The sequence below is a fragment of the Erythrobacter sp. SD-21 genome (assembly GCF_000181515.1).
Lineage (GTDB): Bacteria > Pseudomonadota > Alphaproteobacteria > Sphingomonadales > Sphingomonadaceae > Qipengyuania.
The window spans coordinates 25,193-41,605 of record NZ_ABCG01000001.1 but is presented as its reverse complement, the minus strand read 5'-3'; the positions used below and the strand labels follow the sequence as shown (position 1 = coordinate 41,605).

At 59.6% G+C, this 16,413-nt stretch carries 22 protein-coding genes; 8 read left to right on the top strand and 14 right to left on the bottom strand.

The window, feature by feature from the left end:
* Positions 1–128: 128 nt before the first annotated feature.
* The 14 genes from ED21_RS15955 to flgB all read right to left on the bottom strand — a co-directional run bounded on the left by ED21_RS15955 (position 129) and on the right by flgB (position 10,094).
* Positions 129–179 carry a hypothetical protein gene (locus ED21_RS15955; protein WP_369765479.1) on the bottom strand — a complete coding sequence of 17 codons (51 nt, stop codon included), beginning with the start codon at positions 177–179 and terminating at the stop codon, positions 129–131.
* A 443-nt stretch (positions 180–622) separates the two neighbouring features.
* Positions 623–1,453 (bottom strand): flagellar motor protein MotB, encoded by an 831-nt coding sequence (locus ED21_RS00240; protein WP_006831783.1) that lies wholly within the window; start codon positions 1,451–1,453, stop codon positions 623–625.
* A gap of 1 nt (position 1,454) precedes the next feature.
* Positions 1,455–2,318: a flagellar motor stator protein MotA gene (gene motA / locus ED21_RS00235; RefSeq protein WP_006831782.1), complete on the bottom strand. Its 864-nt coding sequence runs from the start codon at positions 2,316–2,318 to the stop codon at positions 1,455–1,457.
* 26 nt (positions 2,319–2,344) lie between these two features.
* The gene (locus tag ED21_RS00230; protein WP_006831781.1) at positions 2,345–3,256 is read right to left on the bottom strand and encodes a flagellar hook protein FlgL; all 912 of its coding nucleotides are present in this window, start codon (positions 3,254–3,256) and stop codon (positions 2,345–2,347) included.
* Positions 3,253–4,593: a flagellar hook-associated protein FlgK gene (flgK, locus tag ED21_RS00225; RefSeq protein WP_006831780.1), complete on the bottom strand. Its 1,341-nt coding sequence runs from the start codon at positions 4,591–4,593 to the stop codon at positions 3,253–3,255. Before flgK ends, ED21_RS00230 begins: the two co-directional genes overlap by 4 nt.
* The gene (locus ED21_RS00220; RefSeq protein WP_233995679.1) at positions 4,593–4,868 is read right to left on the bottom strand and encodes a rod-binding protein; all 276 of its coding nucleotides are present in this window, start codon (positions 4,866–4,868) and stop codon (positions 4,593–4,595) included. The genes flgK and ED21_RS00220 overlap by 1 nt, the downstream gene beginning before the upstream one ends.
* Before the next feature lie 26 nt (positions 4,869–4,894).
* Positions 4,895–6,001, bottom strand: a complete 1,107-nt coding sequence (locus ED21_RS00215; RefSeq protein ID WP_006831778.1) for a flagellar basal body P-ring protein FlgI — start codon at positions 5,999–6,001, stop codon at positions 4,895–4,897.
* Between the two features lie 2 nt (positions 6,002–6,003).
* Entirely contained in the window at positions 6,004–6,657 is a 654-nt protein-coding gene (locus ED21_RS00210) for a flagellar basal body L-ring protein FlgH (RefSeq protein ID WP_006831777.1), read from the bottom strand.
* A gap of 10 nt (positions 6,658–6,667) precedes the next feature.
* Positions 6,668–7,456, bottom strand: a complete 789-nt coding sequence (flgG, locus tag ED21_RS00205; protein ID WP_034920844.1) for a flagellar basal-body rod protein FlgG — start codon at positions 7,454–7,456, stop codon at positions 6,668–6,670.
* Positions 7,457–7,477: 21 nt separating this feature from the next.
* Positions 7,478–8,218 (bottom strand): flagellar basal body rod protein FlgF, encoded by a 741-nt coding sequence (locus ED21_RS00200; RefSeq protein WP_006831775.1) that lies wholly within the window; start codon positions 8,216–8,218, stop codon positions 7,478–7,480.
* Between the two features lie 5 nt (positions 8,219–8,223).
* Positions 8,224–9,036, bottom strand: a complete 813-nt coding sequence (locus ED21_RS00195; RefSeq protein ID WP_034920840.1) for a flagellar hook-basal body protein — start codon at positions 9,034–9,036, stop codon at positions 8,224–8,226.
* A 16-nt stretch (positions 9,037–9,052) separates the two neighbouring features.
* A complete protein-coding gene (locus tag ED21_RS00190; protein WP_034920838.1) occupies positions 9,053–9,340 on the bottom strand; it encodes a flagellar hook assembly protein FlgD in 288 nt (95 codons plus the stop codon).
* The gene (flgC, locus tag ED21_RS00185; RefSeq protein WP_034920835.1) at positions 9,340–9,744 is read right to left on the bottom strand and encodes a flagellar basal body rod protein FlgC; all 405 of its coding nucleotides are present in this window, start codon (positions 9,742–9,744) and stop codon (positions 9,340–9,342) included. Before flgC ends, ED21_RS00190 begins: the two co-directional genes overlap by 1 nt.
* 2 nt (positions 9,745–9,746) lie before the next feature.
* Complete coding sequence (gene flgB / locus ED21_RS00180; RefSeq protein WP_006831771.1) at positions 9,747–10,094, bottom strand: flagellar basal body rod protein FlgB; 348 nt, start codon at positions 10,092–10,094, stop codon at positions 9,747–9,749.
* 183 nt (positions 10,095–10,277) lie between these two features.
* On the opposite strand from flgB, the gene ED21_RS00175 reads away from it, so the two are divergent.
* The 8 genes from ED21_RS00175 to ED21_RS00140 all read left to right on the top strand — a co-directional run bounded on the left by ED21_RS00175 (position 10,278) and on the right by ED21_RS00140 (position 16,353).
* Positions 10,278–10,934, top strand: a complete 657-nt coding sequence (locus tag ED21_RS00175; protein WP_006831770.1) for a MotA/TolQ/ExbB proton channel family protein — start codon at positions 10,278–10,280, stop codon at positions 10,932–10,934.
* Positions 10,931–11,353, top strand: coding sequence for a hypothetical protein (locus ED21_RS00170; protein ID WP_006831769.1), 423 nt, complete (start codon positions 10,931–10,933; stop codon positions 11,351–11,353). The genes ED21_RS00175 and ED21_RS00170 overlap by 4 nt, the downstream gene beginning before the upstream one ends.
* Positions 11,354–11,406: 53 nt before the next feature.
* Entirely contained in the window at positions 11,407–11,922 is a 516-nt protein-coding gene (locus tag ED21_RS14940) for a flagella basal body P-ring formation protein FlgA (RefSeq protein WP_083800336.1), read from the top strand.
* 79 nt (positions 11,923–12,001) lie between these two features.
* Positions 12,002–12,289 carry a flagellar biosynthesis anti-sigma factor FlgM gene (locus ED21_RS00160; RefSeq protein WP_006831767.1) on the top strand — a complete coding sequence of 96 codons (288 nt, stop codon included), beginning with the start codon at positions 12,002–12,004 and terminating at the stop codon, positions 12,287–12,289.
* Positions 12,286–12,621, top strand: a complete 336-nt coding sequence (locus ED21_RS00155; protein WP_006831766.1) for a hypothetical protein — start codon at positions 12,286–12,288, stop codon at positions 12,619–12,621. Before ED21_RS00160 ends, ED21_RS00155 begins: the two co-directional genes overlap by 4 nt.
* A gap of 77 nt (positions 12,622–12,698) precedes the next feature.
* The gene (locus tag ED21_RS00150; RefSeq protein WP_233995678.1) at positions 12,699–13,532 is read left to right on the top strand and encodes a transglycosylase SLT domain-containing protein; all 834 of its coding nucleotides are present in this window, start codon (positions 12,699–12,701) and stop codon (positions 13,530–13,532) included.
* Complete coding sequence (locus ED21_RS00145) at positions 13,529–15,631, top strand: flagellar biosynthesis protein FlhA (protein ID WP_006831764.1); 2,103 nt, start codon at positions 13,529–13,531, stop codon at positions 15,629–15,631. The genes ED21_RS00150 and ED21_RS00145 overlap by 4 nt, the downstream gene beginning before the upstream one ends.
* Positions 15,628–16,353: a sigma-70 family RNA polymerase sigma factor gene (locus ED21_RS00140; RefSeq protein ID WP_006831763.1), complete on the top strand. Its 726-nt coding sequence runs from the start codon at positions 15,628–15,630 to the stop codon at positions 16,351–16,353. Before ED21_RS00145 ends, ED21_RS00140 begins: the two co-directional genes overlap by 4 nt.
* Positions 16,354–16,413 lie beyond the last annotated feature (60 nt).

Here is a 16,413-nt window from a genome sequence, read left to right as displayed (position 1 = left end):
GCCAGACACCCGGCGGTGTCATCAAGGTATCGAGTAAAAGCCACACCCTGCGATCTTCTTCAGCTCTCTCGCCGCGGAAATCCCGACCTTGGGATAGGCACCAAATGACAAGAGCTTTCCCTGCCACCCTACCGATACTTCATTTGCCACAGTTTGGAGCCATTGGCTTTCACGAGCACAAACAACCCTTCCCCGTCTGCCAGCTTGTAATTCCCTTTCCTTCTCTACGAAAGTACCACCAAATATCCCGAGACCAGGTCCGGCTTCATACGGACCCATGCGGAGGCAAGCAGACGCGAATCAAACGCAACGCGTTGAGATAAATCGCCTTTTTGGAATGATACGGAAGCATGCCGACCCATGCAGATTCGACTATGGTAGCGGAGGAGGGACAGAAATAGATGGCTCATCTCTCTGTAAATGCTGTGATATTCTCAATCTTTTACCGCTGACACCCCCATCGATACCCCCCTTCTCCGAGAACGTTTTGCGGTTATCCACGGGGTATCTACTCGCCCGCTCCGCACCATGCTCGATGCGACCTTCGAATAATGAAAGCATTGCGCCCCCATTGAACCCTTCTAGGCCGGCCCTAAATGCTCTGTAGCGCTAGCTAAAGAAATCACGAATCCTCTAATGAAATCGAAATGCGACGGTTTCTTGGATCGCTAGGATTATCACCAATAAGTGGCTCAGTTGCGGCAACCCCCTCAATGCGGCGAAATCGTTCTTGATTGATACCCTCACGTATCAGCGTTTGCCGAGTTTCTTCGGCACGACCAGCAGACAGCGACCAATTATTTACGCGCGAGGGGTATCGATATCGAAGGGCATCAGTATGGCCGCGCACAGTGATTTTCCCGCCCTCTGGCGCAAGCGCTGCAGCGATCACCACGAGTAGTTCGCGTGCATCGTTGGTAAGAACCGTCGTGCCAAGCGAGAACATAGAAAAGTTTGCATCGTCTACAAGGTCAATCCGGATTCCGGTCGTGGTGTCGATCATCCGGACCTGCCGCATCAGTCTTTTGAGTTCTTTATCACTCTCAATCATTTTCGACACGCGTGAGTTGATACGCTTGATCGTCGCCACACCCTCCTTAGGTCCGCCTGTAGCGTCACGCGGAATTGTAAGTGAATTCGTGCCTGTCTGACCGGCAGCGTGCGGGTAATTGTCCACGTCTGTCAGTGAAGCTCCGCCCAGCATGCCGTCCGAACCGGCGCTCTGTTCCTTGGTCTTGACCAAAGTTGGAGTGAAGTAATCCGCCAGACCCTTTCGCTGGTCCTCGGTCGTGGCGCCGAGAAGCCACAGCAGCAGAAAGAACGCCATCATGGCGGTTACGAAGTCGGCATAGGCGACCTTCCATGCCCCACCATGATGGCCCGCTTCAACAACGGTGATTTTCTTGACGATGATCGGCGCAGGTTCGTTTCTGCCAGTTGCAGCACCGCTCATCCTACCGCCCCCGGAGCGCGTCGAGAAGTTCGTTGAGGCCCGGCCTCACATTGTGTCCCAGCCCCGAACGAGCGCTTTCGACCACGAGCGGCTGAGGATGACCATGAAGCGAGGCGATGATGACCTGTTTGACGGCGTGAAAGATCTGCTCGTCCTGTTCCAGTACTTGCTTGAGGCGACCGGCCAGAGGCCCGACGATCCCGTAGGCCAGCAGCACGCCCAGAAAGGTGCCGACAAGAGCTGCGCCGATCATCTTGCCAAGTATTTCCGGTGGCTGATCAATCGAACCCATGGTCTTTACGACGCCCAGGACGGCCGCGACGATTCCGAGCGCGGGGAGTGCATCGGAAAGCGTCTGAAGGTTGTGCTGCGGCTCGTGCATTTCATGGAAATGCGTCTTCATCGCGTTGTCCATGACTTCTTCCACCGCATGGGTCTCGAGCGTACCGGACGAAACTACGATCAGCGTGAGGGTATCGCAGATCAATGCGACCAGCGGCTTGTTCTTGAGCAGGTTCGGATATTCGCTGAACACGGTAGAATTGGCCGGATCATCCAGATGACTTTCCAAAGCAACCGGGCCCTCGTTCTTGAGCATGCGCATAAGCTGGGTAGTCAGGGCAATTGCGTCGATATGATCCTGCTTGGTATGCTGCGGCCCCTTGAAGATCTTCCCCATTGCTCCGCCCAGCGCTTTCAATCCGTCGAGCGAATTGCCCGCGACCAGCGCGCCGATTGCGGCCCCACCGATAATAAGCATCTCGAAAGGCATGGCGACGAGCACCGGCCCCAGTGACCCGCCGCTCAGCACGAACCCGCCGAACACCATGACTAGCAGCACAAATATGCCGATGACCGCGTACATTCTATCTTACCTCCGGCTTGGCGCGATCAGCGCAACATCGAGAACAGGGACAGGTTGGCAAGGCGAACAAAACTCGCCTGGCTTGCTTCGAGAATGGTCAGGGTTTCCTGGAGACGGGACATCGTCGCGGCGATATCCGCACCGCCGACGTCCGCCCGCTCTTCGGCCATTCGCTCGGCGGTAATTTCGCGGCGTTCCGCCATGAGGTCGATCCAGTTGAGCCGTGCGCCGACCACGGTTTGCGCGGTGGTCACCTTCTCGAGACCGGCGTCGAGATCTGCAAGGGCTGCCGATCCGGCCTCCGTTGCGGTTTGGCCTCCCGCAGCCAATGCTGCAGCCAGACCACCCAGTACCGCGAACAGGTCGGTCGGGCCGTTGGCCGTTGTGAACTCGAAAACTTCCGGGCCCGTCAGTCCTGGCTCCACGGATTGACCCTCACCGATTTCGAGCGGCGTGACCTGCGCCGTACCGACGAATTGTGCGCCAGCGCCGCCGTCGACATAGGCCGGCCCCGTCGCTTTGCCGCCAAGCAAAGCATGACCGGCAATATTGCGGCTGTTGGATAGCAGCACGAGATTTTCGCGCAGGCTCCCGATCTCTGTTCCGATCGCCGAGCGCTGGTTGTCGCTGAGCGTCGCAGAGGACGCCTGGACGGCAAGTTCCCGCACGCGGATCACGATGTCAGCTATCGAGCCGAGAGCCTGATCGGTCAGCGAGAGGTCGGCTTCGGCGAGCTGCGAGTTACGCGTGTCAACGTCTCCGATACGCTCCTGACGGGCCAGCATCCGCAGTCGTGCTGCAGCGACCGGATCGTCGGAGGACCGTTCCAGGCGCTCTCCCGTCCCGATGCGTTGCTGCAGGGTTTCTGCCTGCGAGCGCAGGGTGCCGATCTGGCGAGTGCTGCGCTCGAAGAACGCGCCGGTGCTAAGATTGATCATCGCCCGATTCCCAGAAGAGTGTTGAATATGTCGCTGGCTGCCTGCATCGCACGCCCGGAAGCCTGAAAGGCCTGCTGGAAACGGATCAGGTTGGCGGCTTCCGTGTCGAGGTCCACTCCCGATTGCTGCTCGAGAGAGATCCGGGCGGAAGAAGCAATTGTCTCGAGAGCGCTTTGGGTGACATTGCGCCCGGCAACCTTGCTGGAAACATCGAACAGGACATTGCTAAGCTGCTGCGCGGGGTCGAGAGCCGCCAGAGACTGGCGTAGAGCGCCAAGATTCGCATCGTCGCGGCTATTCGCACTCGCGCCGGCCGGAGCGGTCGCCAGTCCCGCCCCCTCGCTCATCACGACCCGCAAACCGGCCGCTGTCGTCCCTGCGAATATTGGCTGCCCTGATGAACCGTCGAGCGATACTCCGGCTGCCTGCGCGTTGTTGACCACGCCTGCTAGAGTTGCCGCGATGGTATCGAGACGCGTTCGAACCGTCGCGAGCTCGGCCAACCCAAGCGCTGCTCCTGCCAGGCTGCCCGATCCAGGTTCCACCGACTGCCCGTCAATCGAGAAACCGATGGTGCCATCGGCCATTTCGACAGACGACATCGTCCCGGAGGTTCCCCCTTGGACGAAACCAAGCGGCGGAGACGCGCCGAGCGAAACAGCGACTGTCCCGTCGGCTTCGAAGGTCGTAGAGATCGATGTGAAGCTGGCTAGCCGTTCCAGCAGCTGGTCGCGCTGGTCGAGCAAGGCTGCACGATCGCTGCTGCCAGCGCCGGCACGCGTCAGGCGCAAGTTGACCCGCGCCAATTCCCCGCCAATGACATTGGTTTCCGAAACCTGCGCTTCGGCTTCGAACTGGAGGCCTTCGCCAACCGCATCGAAGCTCGAAGCGGTGATGTTGAATTTGTTTGCCAGCGTTGTCGCCTCGCCGATTACGGCGGCGCGGCGCGAGGGATCGACCGGGTCCCCCGCCAGTTGCTGCAGCGCCGCTTCGAATTCGACGATCGAGCTAAAGACACCCGACTGCTCGAGAGCGCTTTCCATATTTCGAAGACCGCGCAATTCGGTGTTCGCGCGTTCAAGATCGCCGGATGTACGGCGTACCTCGCCCTGCAGAAACGCATCGGCGTTCCGACGGATCTCCGCGATGCGGGCGCCAGAAAGCGAAATGTCGCCGATGCGCCCGGCACCGCCCGAAGCCGCGACCTCCTCTATCCGCAGGCTGCGCCTGACATAGCCTTCGCTCGACGCATTGGCGATGTTCTGCGCCGTAACATCGAGCGCCCCCCGGGCGGCGCGCGCCCCGCTGGCGGCGATGGACAGAAGGTCGGATGCCATCAGTCGGTTCCTTCGGGAAGAAAGCGGGCGAGCTGCTTTTCAATGGCGTCCGCAAATCCCAGCTGCCCGGATTTTGCCGTCAGTTCGGCAAAGCGTTCATCGCGCATCTCGCGGAATGTCGCTTCGCTCTGGCTGCCGAACAGATCATTGCCGCCGAAGTCAGTGCTCCTGGCACTGGCTAGCATCTGACGCAGCAGTATCGCTTCGAACTGCTGGGCAGCTTCGCGAAGTTCGCCGCGGATGGGCGTGGCTTCGCGTTCGGGCAGCGGCTTCAAGCCAAGCAAGGGAATTGGGTGGGACGTCATATGATTACGAGCTCCGCAGTCAACGACCCGGCTTGCTTGAGCCCTTCGAGTATTGCCACGAGGTCAGCCGGTGTCGCACCAAGAGCATTTAAAGCATCGACGACCTCCGCAAGCGACGCGCCGGGTCCGATCGCAGAGACGACGCTGCCTTCCTGGCTGGCAGAGATCGTGCTGCTCGGCTCGAGCACGGTCCGTCCACGGGAGAATGGCTCCGGCTGAACGACAACGGGGTCTTCGTCGATCCGCACAACCAGACTTCCGTGACTGATGGCGGCTGGCGCAAGGCGCACCGCGCTGGAGATCACAATCGTTCCGGTACGGCTGTTTATGACAACCTTGGCAGCCCGTTCGGCCGGATCGATGTCGAGCATCTCGATGCGCGCCATGATCTCTGCGCGAGTATTCGCGCCGGGCGGCAGCATAAGGGCAAGCGTAACCGCGTCTTCGATTTGTGCCATGCCGGGATAGGCAGCGTTGATCGCGTCGCGCACCCGTGAGATGGTGAGGAAATCGCCATTGTAGAGGTTCCAGCGCAGCACTTCGCTGAAATCGAAGTTGCTGGCCACCGACTTTTCGACGGACGCGCCATCGGCGATCCGGCCCACGGTCGGCACATTGACAGTCAGCTTGGAGCCGTCTTTGCCCGACACACCCAGCCCGCCGACGGCGAGGTTGCCCTGCGCCATGGCATAAATCTCGCCATCCGCGCCGTATAAGGGAGTCATTACCAAGGCACCACCGCGGAGTGATTTCGCTTTGCCCATCGTGGACACGGTAATGTCGATCCGCTGGCCGGGTTTGGCAAAAGCAGGCAGTTCGGCGGTTATAATGACAGCGGCAGCGTTTTTCAGCGCCGGGTTCACGCCCGGCGGAAGCTGGAGACCGAGACGGCCGGATACGCCGCGCATGGCCTGCGTCAGATATGCAAAATTGTCATCGCCCGTTCCGTCGAGGCCGACAACGATGCCGTATCCGGTGAGCTGGTTCGACCGGACCGAATGGAACTGGCCAAGATCGCGCACGCGTTCCGCAGATGCCGGGACCGGAAGTGCGACAAGCATAGCGATGACCAGAGTTGTGAAAGCGCGGATCATGTCCATCATCCTCAAAAAGGCGAGATCACGCCGAAGAAGCGCGACAGCCATCCTTCGCGACTTGCCCGCTGGACCGAGCCAGCGCCGGAATAGGAAATTCGCGCATCGGCCACCCGGATCGAAGGGATGCGGTTATCCTGATCGATATCGGCAAGGCGAATGATGCCCGAAAGCTGCACCCACTCCGTCCCCTGGCTCAATTCCATGACCTTCTCTCCGCGCACCAACGCCGTTCCATTCGGACGCACTTCGGCGATCGTCACAGTCAGATCAGCCCGTATCGAACTTGCTTGCGACGCATCACCCGACCCTTTGAACGACCCGCCGCCCGACGCATTAAGGTCGGCGCTGTCAATCCCGGACCATGTGGGGAGGGAAAGACCGAAGCTGCCATCGCGCTTGGTCGAGCCACTGGTCGATTTCGAAGTCTGGGTCCGTTCGACCAGGACTATGGTAACGAGGTCGCCAACCCTGGCGGCACGATTGCCATAGTACAGCGGAGCATACCCTTGGCTTGCCTGGAAGATCGCCCCGTTTTCGTGGCGCACCGCTGCAGTTTCGGACGCCGGAGGAAGCGCGGCGGAGTAGCCTGCGGGACGGGCCGAGTGCGCATTGCAAGCGGCCAGCCCCAAAACGATGGGCAACAGGCAGAAAGCGGATTTCATGGGCGTATCCTCAGAGCGTCTGGTTGGCGTTGCGCAGCATTTCGTCGACAGCCGAGATCATTTTTGAACTGATCTCGTAGGCGCGCTGGCACTCGATCATCTCGACCAGTTCCTCCACGATATTCACGTTCGAGGATTCGAGCATGCCTTGGCGAATGTTGCCCCGCCCGTTCTCTCCGCCCGGGGCGAGTTCGGGAGCGCCGCTGGCAGCTGTTTCCACAAGGAAATTGTCCCCGATCGCCTGAAGACCCGAGGGATTGGTGAAGCGGGCAATCTGAATCTGTCCCAATTCGGCCGGCCCAGCTTCGCCAGGCAAGGTCGCAGAGACGGTACCATCCGGCGAGACTGCTATTGCGGTAGCGCCTTCGGGGACCGTGATCGCGGGCTGAACCGAATAGCCCTGTTGGGTGACCAACTGCCCTTCCGCAGAAAGCGTGAAATTGCCGGCGCGCGTATAACCAATGCGACCGCCCGGCATCTCGATCTGAAAATAGCCGTCACCGTCCAGCGCAAGATCGAAGGCATTGCTGGTGGTGCTAAGCGCACCCTGCGTCATTACCTGACTGGTCGATTGCACCGCGACACCGGTTCCAAGGTTAAGCCCTGTGGCATAGGCAGTCTCGGCAGAGGAACGCTGACCGGCTACGCGAGCATCCTGATAAGCGAGTGTCGCGAAGTTGGCGCGGTCGCGTTTGAAGCCCGTGGTCCCGACGTTGGCGAGATTGTTGGCGATCACGCGCATCCGCGAATCCTGAGCCTCGAGCCCGGTGCGTGCGACTTGAAGAGCTGAAGTAGGCATGGTCCGTTATCCCCTAGGTGGTTAGCCGAGCCGCAGAAGCTGCGAGCCGCTTTCGTCGATTTCCTTGGCCGTAGAGACGATCTTGGTGCGCATGGCGAAGAGGCGCTGTGCCTCGATCATCTCGACCAGCACTTCCGTGGTCTTGACGTTGGATTGTTCAAGCGCCCCGGTTTTGAGACTGGCGGTTTCATCGGTCGGCAGGATTCCCCCGCCCTCGACCCGGAACAGCCCATCGAGCGTCTTGCTGATTGGCGAACCCTCCCAGGAGGCCATTTTGATCCGTCCGATTTTGGCGGGCGGCTGGTCGGGTGTGGTCGGATCCGCGATGGTAATCGTACCGTCGGGAGAGATCGCCGGAATGCCGACCGGCGGGATCGTGATAGGTCCTGTTTCGCCCAACACCGGGCGCCCCTCGCCATTGACGAGCAGGCCGGTCGAAGAGACGGATAAGTCGCCGCGGCGCGTATAGGCTTCGGTTCCATCTTCGGCCTGGACCGCCATCAAGGCCTGGGTAGTAACTGCAACATCGAGGTTGCGACCCGTTTCGATAATCTGGCCCGACGACATGTCCGCTCCGCGAACCCTGGCGATTTGCATTGCCCGCGCTTCGTTCGGCTGCCCCTCGATGGTAACCGGGCGCTGATCCAACAATTCTGCCCGGAAGCCCAGCGTGTTGGCATTGGCCATGTTGCTCGCAATGACGCGCTGGCTGTCCATCGACGCCCGCATGCCGGAAAGCGCTGTGTGAATGAGGCGGTCCATAGTGATCAGGTCCGCAGATTGATGACGGTCTGCGAAATCTGAGTCGCGGTGTCGATCGCCTTGGCGTTGGCCTGGAAGTTCCGCTGAGCGGTGATCAAGCCTACGAGTTCTTCGGCAATATCGACGTTCGAACGCTCGAGCGCACCCGAAAGCAGCGAACCATACGCGCCCGTGCCGGGCGACCCGTAGGTTGCCGCGCCCGAAAGCCCCGTACCCTCCCAATTCGCATCGCCGACCTTCTTGAGCCCGGTCGGTGCGATGAAGGTCGCCAGCGCGATCGCTCCGACGGGCTCCACGGAACCATCGGCATAAGAAGCCGAGACCACGCCGACCTCGTTGATAGTCACGCCCACGAATTCGGAGCCGGCGAGATTTTGCGGAGGTAGGTTGGCATCACCGAGGGTATTTCCGGTAACTTGCCCGTTGGCGTCGACCGGGAAAAGCTGAAGGCGGTTCCCGCTGCTGTCTACGATGTTGCCGGTGCCGCTCAGGCTGAAAGAACCGGATCGCGTATAGAGAGTAGAACCATCCGCTGCGGAACGGGTAGTAAAGAACCCGTCGCCGGTAATGGCAAGATCCAGCGCTGATCCCGTCTGCTCGATTGGTCCGAGCGCGAAGTTCTGTGTGATCGATTTCACCGAAGCGCCAATACCCTGAATCATGCGCGGGTTGGTAAGCGCGCTTCCGGCAACGATTTCCGAGAATTCGGTGCGGCTGCGCTTGAATCCGTAGGTTTCCGAATTGGCGATGTTGTGCGAAATAACCCCGAGCGAGGTTTGCGCGTTTTTCATGCCATTGAGAGAAGTATAGAAAGACATCGTCTTGTCTCCTGGATTAGCCGGCGGACGCGGACTGTGTGGTTGTTATGAGCAGGTCGAGCTGGTCCGCGATCCGCTCTAGCGAGGCATTGGTTTCGGCAACCCCGGCAAGCGAGGAAAACTGCGCCATCTGGGAAAGCATTTCCTTGTTATCGACGGGATTGAAGGGGTCTTGCTGCTGCATCTGCACTGTCAGCAGGCGAAGGAAATCGCCCTGACCCAGCGAATCCATGCCGCGGCCCGCAACAGGGCTAGAGCCCATGGAACTTGGAAAGGGATTGGCCGGATTTACGATCGAGCTCATTATTTCATCCTCATCGTTTCAAGCATCAGCTGCTTAGCGGTCGAGAGAGCCTCGACCATGTTGCGGTATTGGCGCGAGGCTTCGAGCATCTCGACCATTTCGGCGTTCTCATCGACGGGTGCCTCCCAGACGTCGCCGTTCTCGTCGGCCAACGGATGGCCGGGGTCATGCCGCCGGATCGGTGCAGTATCTTCGCGCACCACCCCGCCGACACGGACCGAAGACAGTCCGCTGGCGCGATCGAGTTCCTGTTCGAAGACGGTCCGCATCGGACGGTAGGCCTCCGCTTCGCTTCCGGCGACCGAACCGGCATTGGCGAGATTGGACGCCGCCGTGTTCATTCGGACGAGCTGTGCGGACATGGCGCGGTGGCCAACCTGGAATAAAGAGGTGGGTCCCGACATCGCTATTCCCCTCTAATCGCACGCGTTACGGTTTCGACCCGGCCGCGAAGGAAATTGAGAGTTGCGGAATAGGCTACTGCATTTTCGGCGAAGGCCGCTTGCTCGGTTGCCATTTCGACGGTGTTTCCGTCCAAGCTCGCCATGGTCGGGACGCGATACTTGATTGCGCCGGTTGTCGCTCCCGATGCCTCTGCCCCCTCTAGACGGGCATCCAGGGCAGCGGCGAAATCAATATCACGCGCCTTGTACCCGGGCGTTGCAGCGTTGGCGATGTTGGAACCAAGAACGCCTAGCCGCTGCGACCGGATTTCTAGAGCCGCGCCATGAATACCGAACAAACCTTCGCTCATCTGAGCCTCCGCATCTTACTCGGGACCAGCTTTGCAAGGCTCGTGCCAAATTCGAAATCTCGCGGAAAATGCGGGATGAAAGGTGAGTGCCGGCAAGCCTTTGCCGGACAACGGCAAAGTTCATCCGCCCTCTAAATCTCCTGCCTCAAAAGCCGTTCTGCGCAATAAGGAGCAGCTACCCGAATGTTAGATACCTGGTTCGATCCGTTAGCCCTCGCCATCGTATTGATGGGCACGTTGATAGCCACGTTCTTGCGATGTGGAGCAGCCGACGTCCGTATCGCGATTTCAGCTGCGTACGGATTGCTGCACAAGCCCTTCGACATTGCTCAGGCCAAGGCGGCCCTCGCCATCCAGATCCGGGAAATTGCCGACGATGGGTTTCTGCGAGCAGAACCGCACCATTTCGGGGACAATGAATTCGACATCCTGTCCGACCTGATCATTAGCCAGCGCTCCATCCAATCCCTGCATACCGAACATCTCAAGTTCAAGGACGCGCGGCTCAAGGCGGCGGAAACAGCGGTTAGCGTATTTGACCGCGCAGCCGAACTCGCACCGATCCTCGGCCTCGCGGGAACTTTGACTGCACTGGCTCAGGCGCAAGGCTCGACCGTTGCGGAAACCGATATCGTGGCTGCCGTTTCAATGGCTGTCATTACTACCCTCTACGGCCTCGTCGCGGCAAACGCGATCTTCGCCCCGCTCGGTAGCGCTATCGCGCGTCAGTCCCATCGTGAGGAAATCGATCGGCAGAATGTCCTGGAGTGGCTGGCTGAAGGCATTCGCAGGACCTCCGGATCCGATGCGGAAGCAACCGAAAGGCGGGCGGCAGCATGATCGGACGCGCAGCTTCGAGCTGGCAAACAATCACCGCAGACCTGGCACTGATCCTGTTTCTGGTAACGGCGCAGGCGGCCGGACCTGACCCCGAAAATATCGCAGGGGAAGTGAGCGAGCGACAATCCAGCTTAGTCGGCACGACCGCGGTTGCTGTCCATAGACCTTATAGAGGCGAGCCCGTCGGCGAATGGTTTGCTTCCACCGTGGTCGATCCACGCCAGATTGTGACCATATCCATCTACTATACGCCCCATCTCCTGCCAGAAGCGTTAGAGGAAGGGCAGCGCCTGTTGGATGAGGCCGATGCGGCAGGCATAACCGCGCGGCTGATGATGATGAAAGGCAGCGTCGATACAACTGTCCTTTCGGTCGAGTATCTTCGTGCAGAGGAAGATGGCACGGATATTGCTCTGTAGCGGCACGCACGCCCCTAACAGGCGGGACGTCGAAATCTGGAGCAAGTCACCCCATGCGCAACGCCCTTCTCAGCCTTATCGCCGTCACGTCCATCACTACTGGCACCAGTGCAACGTCCCCGATGAACCTTGCGACGATAGACGAGGCCGTAGCTGAATTCACCGGCGCCGATGTTGGCAAACCCGGCGGCGCTAAACTACCGGTCGATCGACGATTGAGACTGGTCGCTTGCCAGTCCGAGCTAGACCTGCAGTGGTTTGGCCGCGACGGGCGTTCGGTTCAAGTTTCCTGTCCGGCGCCAATGTGGCGTATCTTCGTGGCGATAGACGGTGTGTCACGAGCTGCCACCAGCGGTGCCTATGTCGCGCATGGCGAAAAAATGATCAAGCGCGGCGAGACTGTATCCATTCTCGCTCGCGGCAAGGGCTTCACGCTGACAAGACACGGCTCCGCTGCCGAAGATGGCGCGCAGGGTCAGTGGATCAAGGTTCGTGCGAGTGGCGAGCGCCTCGAAACGCTCCGCGCAGTCGTCCTTGGCCCCGGTAAGGTCGGCATTGATTTGCCGTAATCGGCAAAAATGATTGCCGGGAGGTTAAACCTGCGCCTGCATCGCCGTTCTGACTGACAACCAGATTATGGAGCGAACAATGCGTATTGTCAGTTTGCAGGAATTCTCCGGAGCGATTGCGCGTCGTGAAACGGGTGTATCCGCCGCGGCGAAGGCAGCTCCTACCGGAAAGAATGCCGCCGAAGCGCATGAAGCGCAGGCCCCTGTTGCAACTTCGCGACGGGTCGCGCCGGGGAACGCCCCGGTTGATCAGGATCGCGTGGCGGAAATTCGGAAGGCGCTCGAGACCGGAACCTATCCCTTGATTCCCGCCAAAGTCGCCGACGCGATTATCGCGGCCGGCATGTATGGAAAGGTCGGCAAATGAGCCGCAAACAGGAAACCCTCACTACCCTGCAACAGATGCTCGCCCTTTTGCAGGGGGAGCGGCAGGCCCTTGCCGCTCTCGACCTCGATCGCATCGTGACCTGCACCGGCGGAAAAATGGACCTATGCGCCAAACTCGAAGCAGTCGAACAAAGCTCGCTGGATGAAGAATGCCTGGGTGTTCTCGACGCAGTACGGCGCCTGAACGAAATCAACCGTCGTTTGCGCAACTTGATCTCCACAAACGTTCAGAACCGGCTAGGTGTGCTTAACGGCAGCGATACGCCATACACCGCCCTCCCGCGCCACAACCTGAGCATGGCGCTGGCTTAAATCTTCGGCCGCTAGCGACAGATATCGCTTGGCACGCTTTTTGCTGCTCCCCCGGGTGAATGAGACCCGGAGGATCTGTGCCTACTATCAATCCAGTCCAGAGTGCCGAAGTTCAGGGCGCAATCGCGCGCGCTGCCACACGCACCGGAGTAGATTTCGACTTCTTGGTGGCTCAGGCCCGCCTCGAGTCCGGGCTCGATCCGCATGCGAAAGCGCCGACCTCAAGCGCAGCCGGCTTATACCAATTTATCGATTCAACATGGTTGAGAACACTCGACCGGCATGGTGCAAAGCATGGGTTCGAAGCCGCTAGTACCGCCATCAGCGACAGCGGACGCGTATCGAACGCAGCGACACGCAACCAACTACTGTCTATGCGCTACGATGCTGACGCGTCCTCGCTCATGGTTGCTGAACTCGTTCGCGAAAATGCAGAAGGGCTGCGACCCGTGCTTGGACGAGAGCCTCGACCGGTCGAACTCTATATGGCGCATTTCCTCGGGCTAGGAGGTGCCAAGAAATTTCTCGGCGCAGTCGACAGCGACCCGGGCCAGCCAGCCGCGAAGCTGTTTCCAGAGGCCGCTCGCGCCAATCGCTCGATATTCTATTCCGAAGGATTGCCGCGATCAGTCGGCGAAGTGATGGCTTTCATGCGGGACAAGGTCGCTTCGGCCTATGCTCAAGGGCCGAACGCAACTGCGGACCAAAGTCTCGAGATGGCCTATGCGTCCGGATCCACGCGAAACGAGCGGCCGCTTTCCGAAATTCCGCGTAGTCTGCCGAGTGACAGTCGCCGTCCGTCCATGGCAGAAACCTTACGCGCCACATTCGGCAATGGCAGCGCACAGATGAGCCGCGCCAGCCAGAACGTTTCTGCCGCTTATGTCAAGCTCAAGGCGTTCGGGCTGTGAACGTGCGTCATTTCCTCAACCCGGGGCTCGCGCTGCCGTTCGGTATCCTCACTATCATCCTGCTGATGGTTATGCCGATACCGGCCATTCTACTCGACGTTTTCCTTGTCATGAACATCGCACTTTCCGTGTCGGTGCTGATGGCGGCGATGAACGCTCAGAAGCCCCTGGATTTCTCCTCGTTCCCATCGGTCCTCCTGTTTGCGACGCTTTTGAGGCTCGCGCTCAACGTGGCGTCCACACGCATTGTGCTTCTCAACGGGCATGAGGGCGGCGCCTCTGCCGGCAAAGTGATCGAAGCCTTCGGTGCATTTCTGATCGGAGGAAATTTCGCTGTCGGCATCTTCGTCTTCCTCATCCTGATGATCATCAATCTGATGGTCGTGACGAAGGGCGCAGGCCGCGTGTCCGAAGTTTCGGCGCGCTTCACTCTCGACGCCTTGCCAGGCAAGCAGATGGCAATCGATGCGGACCTTGCTGCGGGCCTTCTCACAGCAGACGAGGCCAAGGCTCGGCGCCGGGAAATCGCGACCGAGGCCGATTTCTACGGTTCGATGGACGGTGCGAGCAAGTTCGTAAAAGGCGACGCGGTGGCCGCCCTGCTGATCCTTCTTATAAATGTGATTGCCGGCCTAGTACTAGGGATATCGACGCATGGCCTAACGGCGGGAGAAGCAGCGGAAACCTATGTGACACTCGCAGTGGGCGATGCTCTGGTCGCATCTGTTCCCGCGCTGCTTCTTTCCATCGCCGCGGCAGTGATCGTGACCCGCGTTTCCGACGCGCGCGATCTCACCGGTCAGATCGGCGGTCAGCTGGCAGACCCCAAGATCTGGCTTCCCGTCGCCTGCATACTTTTCGTTATCGGGTGCATTCCGGCAATGCCGCAATCGATTATTCTGCCACTGTCGTCGGGCACCTTCTACCTGTGGTTCCGGCTCCGCAAAAATCATGAGGCGCGGAAGGAGATGCCAGAACCCGAAGCCAAGCCCGATCCTTCTCACATCACGATCGAGGAAGTTACCGATCAGACGCTGGTTACCGTCCAGCTAGGATATGGACTCATCAGCCTGACCGACGACAAGCGAGGAGCAAGGCTGGTTTCCCGGCTTACCGGGCTGCGCAAGCAGATGTGCCAGACCTTCGGATTCATCGTGCCGCAGTTCCGGATCGAAGACAGCTTTGAACTCGATCCCGACGCGTATCGCATTACCCTCGGCGGCGCGACGCTCGGCGGCGGGAAGATCAACCCGGGCCATCTGCTCGCTATCGATACGGGGGAAGTTATCGGTTCACAGACGGTGCCTGGCATACCGACCGTCGATCCCAGTTTCGGATGTCCGGCCCTGTGGATCGAGCAAGGAGCCCGTGACCTGGCAATCGCGGAAGGCTATCTTACGGTCGACCCTGAAAGTGTTATCGCAACTCAGGTTCATCAATTGCTCGGCGCGCGAGCGCAGGACCTGCTCGGGCCCGATCAGGTTCGCGACCTCATCGAACATCTGCGAACACGTCATGCGCAACTGATAGACTCAATCACCCCCCAGCCCCTGAGCCTCGCGGCCCTTACGCGCCTACTAAGGTCGCTGCTGGCCGACGGCATCTCGCTCCGACATGCTCTGCGCGTATTTTCCAGCATTTCACTTGCCGCTCAGCAGACCGCCGAGCACGGTCGCCTGATCGATATCGTCCGCGCAGACCTTGGCGGGATGATCGTCGCTGAAGTGTGTCCGCCGGACGCGAAATTGCCGGTCATAACTCTCGCCGCCCGCCTCGAAGAAATGGTTACGGGCGGCCTTCAAGACCCATCATCCGGAGAAATTATTATCGAGCCAGACCTCGCTCGCTCTATCGGCGAGCGGATCGCGGCCATTATCGGACAACGCGATCCCGCCGCAACGCGACCAGCTCTGATTGTCCAACCCCGTGCACGGCGTGCGCTATCCGCTCTGCTCCGATTGCGGGCACCACAATGCCTGGTGTTGTCGATCAACGAACTTCCAGTAGCGCAACCCATCGAAGTGATCGCTGTCGTTGGAGATGACGATCCGGGCCAGGGCGCAAACCTTGATGCAAAGACGGAGACTCTCGCAGCATGAAGTACGACCATACCCATTTCAACGCGCAGCGAGCTTACGCATGCGAGGTCAACGAGCGCATCGGGAAATTCCTGCCGATGGTCCGCAAGCTCGCCTGGTACTACGAGAGCAGTTGCGGATCCTCGATCGACGTCGATGACTTGCTTCAGGCAGGTATGATAGCGCTAACCGAATGCGCCCAGCGCCACGAGCGGCCAAGCGAGGACGGCTTCGCAGCCTACGCAAAAATGCGCGTCCGCGGCGCAATGATCGACCTGCTACGATCCAACTCGCACCACGTCCGCGGAGCGGCGGCATTGCGGCGCAAAATGGACGCTGCAACCGATGAGTTAAGGCGTCAGTTCGGCCGCGATCCGAGCGGCGACGAAGTTGCCCTCTTTCTGGGTATGACGCCGGAAGATTACCAGAAGGCTCGCAACCGCGTGGCGACGCGAATGGTGGACCTCCAGGATTGTTATTCCGATTCCGATCCGGCTTTCGCAACCGAGGAACCCGATGCGGAAGAGCAGTTGGTCGCGCAGGCCGATAAAACAGCTTTGGCACAGGCTATCGCCAACCTGCCGGAGCGGTTGCAGCTGGTCATCCAATTGCACTTCCTTGAAGAACTGAATCTCACTGAAATTGCTGCGGTTTTGGAAGTCAGCGTTCCCCGCGTGCACCAACTCAAAGCCAACGCGCTGGACAAGCTCAAGATATCACTTCTGGCTGCCGACACCTTCTAAACCCAAAAGCCGGAAATTTCGTCCCAAAACTGGACATGAACCATTCACCAACGCTTTGTA

What these genes read in the sequence shown, in the direction of transcription:
- ED21_RS00190 (WP_034920838.1), bottom strand. Translation starts at nt 9,340, where the DNA reads ATGAGCTCGATCGTAAATCCGGCCAATCCCTTTCCAAGTTCCATGGGC.
- flgG (WP_034920844.1), bottom strand. Translation starts at nt 7,456, where the DNA reads ATGCCTACTTCAGCTCTTCAAGTCGCACGCACCGGGCTCGAGGCTCAG.
- ED21_RS00230 (WP_006831781.1), bottom strand. Translation starts at nt 3,256, where the DNA reads ATGATCAATCTTAGCACCGGCGCGTTCTTCGAGCGCAGCACTCGCCAG.
- ED21_RS00155 (WP_006831766.1), top strand. Translation starts at nt 12,286, where the DNA reads ATGAGCCGCAAACAGGAAACCCTCACTACCCTGCAACAGATGCTCGCC.
- flgC (WP_034920835.1), bottom strand. Translation starts at nt 9,744, where the DNA reads ATGTCGGGACCCACCTCTTTATTCCAGGTTGGCCACCGCGCCATGTCC.
- ED21_RS14940 (WP_083800336.1), top strand. Translation starts at nt 11,407, where the DNA reads ATGCGCAACGCCCTTCTCAGCCTTATCGCCGTCACGTCCATCACTACT.
- flgB (WP_006831771.1), bottom strand. Translation starts at nt 10,094, where the DNA reads ATGAGCGAAGGTTTGTTCGGTATTCATGGCGCGGCTCTAGAAATCCGG.
- ED21_RS00175 (WP_006831770.1), top strand. Translation starts at nt 10,278, where the DNA reads ATGTTAGATACCTGGTTCGATCCGTTAGCCCTCGCCATCGTATTGATG.
- ED21_RS00210 (WP_006831777.1), bottom strand. Translation starts at nt 6,657, where the DNA reads ATGAAATCCGCTTTCTGCCTGTTGCCCATCGTTTTGGGGCTGGCCGCT.
- ED21_RS00240 (WP_006831783.1), bottom strand. Translation starts at nt 1,453, where the DNA reads ATGAGCGGTGCTGCAACTGGCAGAAACGAACCTGCGCCGATCATCGTC.
- ED21_RS00215 (WP_006831778.1), bottom strand. Translation starts at nt 6,001, where the DNA reads ATGATGGACATGATCCGCGCTTTCACAACTCTGGTCATCGCTATGCTT.
- ED21_RS00200 (WP_006831775.1), bottom strand. Translation starts at nt 8,218, where the DNA reads ATGGACCGCCTCATTCACACAGCGCTTTCCGGCATGCGGGCGTCGATG.
- motA (WP_006831782.1), bottom strand. Translation starts at nt 2,318, where the DNA reads ATGTACGCGGTCATCGGCATATTTGTGCTGCTAGTCATGGTGTTCGGC.
- ED21_RS00140 (WP_006831763.1), top strand. Translation starts at nt 15,628, where the DNA reads ATGAAGTACGACCATACCCATTTCAACGCGCAGCGAGCTTACGCATGC.
- ED21_RS00160 (WP_006831767.1), top strand. Translation starts at nt 12,002, where the DNA reads ATGCGTATTGTCAGTTTGCAGGAATTCTCCGGAGCGATTGCGCGTCGT.
- ED21_RS00170 (WP_006831769.1), top strand. Translation starts at nt 10,931, where the DNA reads ATGATCGGACGCGCAGCTTCGAGCTGGCAAACAATCACCGCAGACCTG.
- ED21_RS00195 (WP_034920840.1), bottom strand. Translation starts at nt 9,036, where the DNA reads ATGTCTTTCTATACTTCTCTCAATGGCATGAAAAACGCGCAAACCTCG.
- flgK (WP_006831780.1), bottom strand. Translation starts at nt 4,593, where the DNA reads ATGGCATCCGACCTTCTGTCCATCGCCGCCAGCGGGGCGCGCGCCGCC.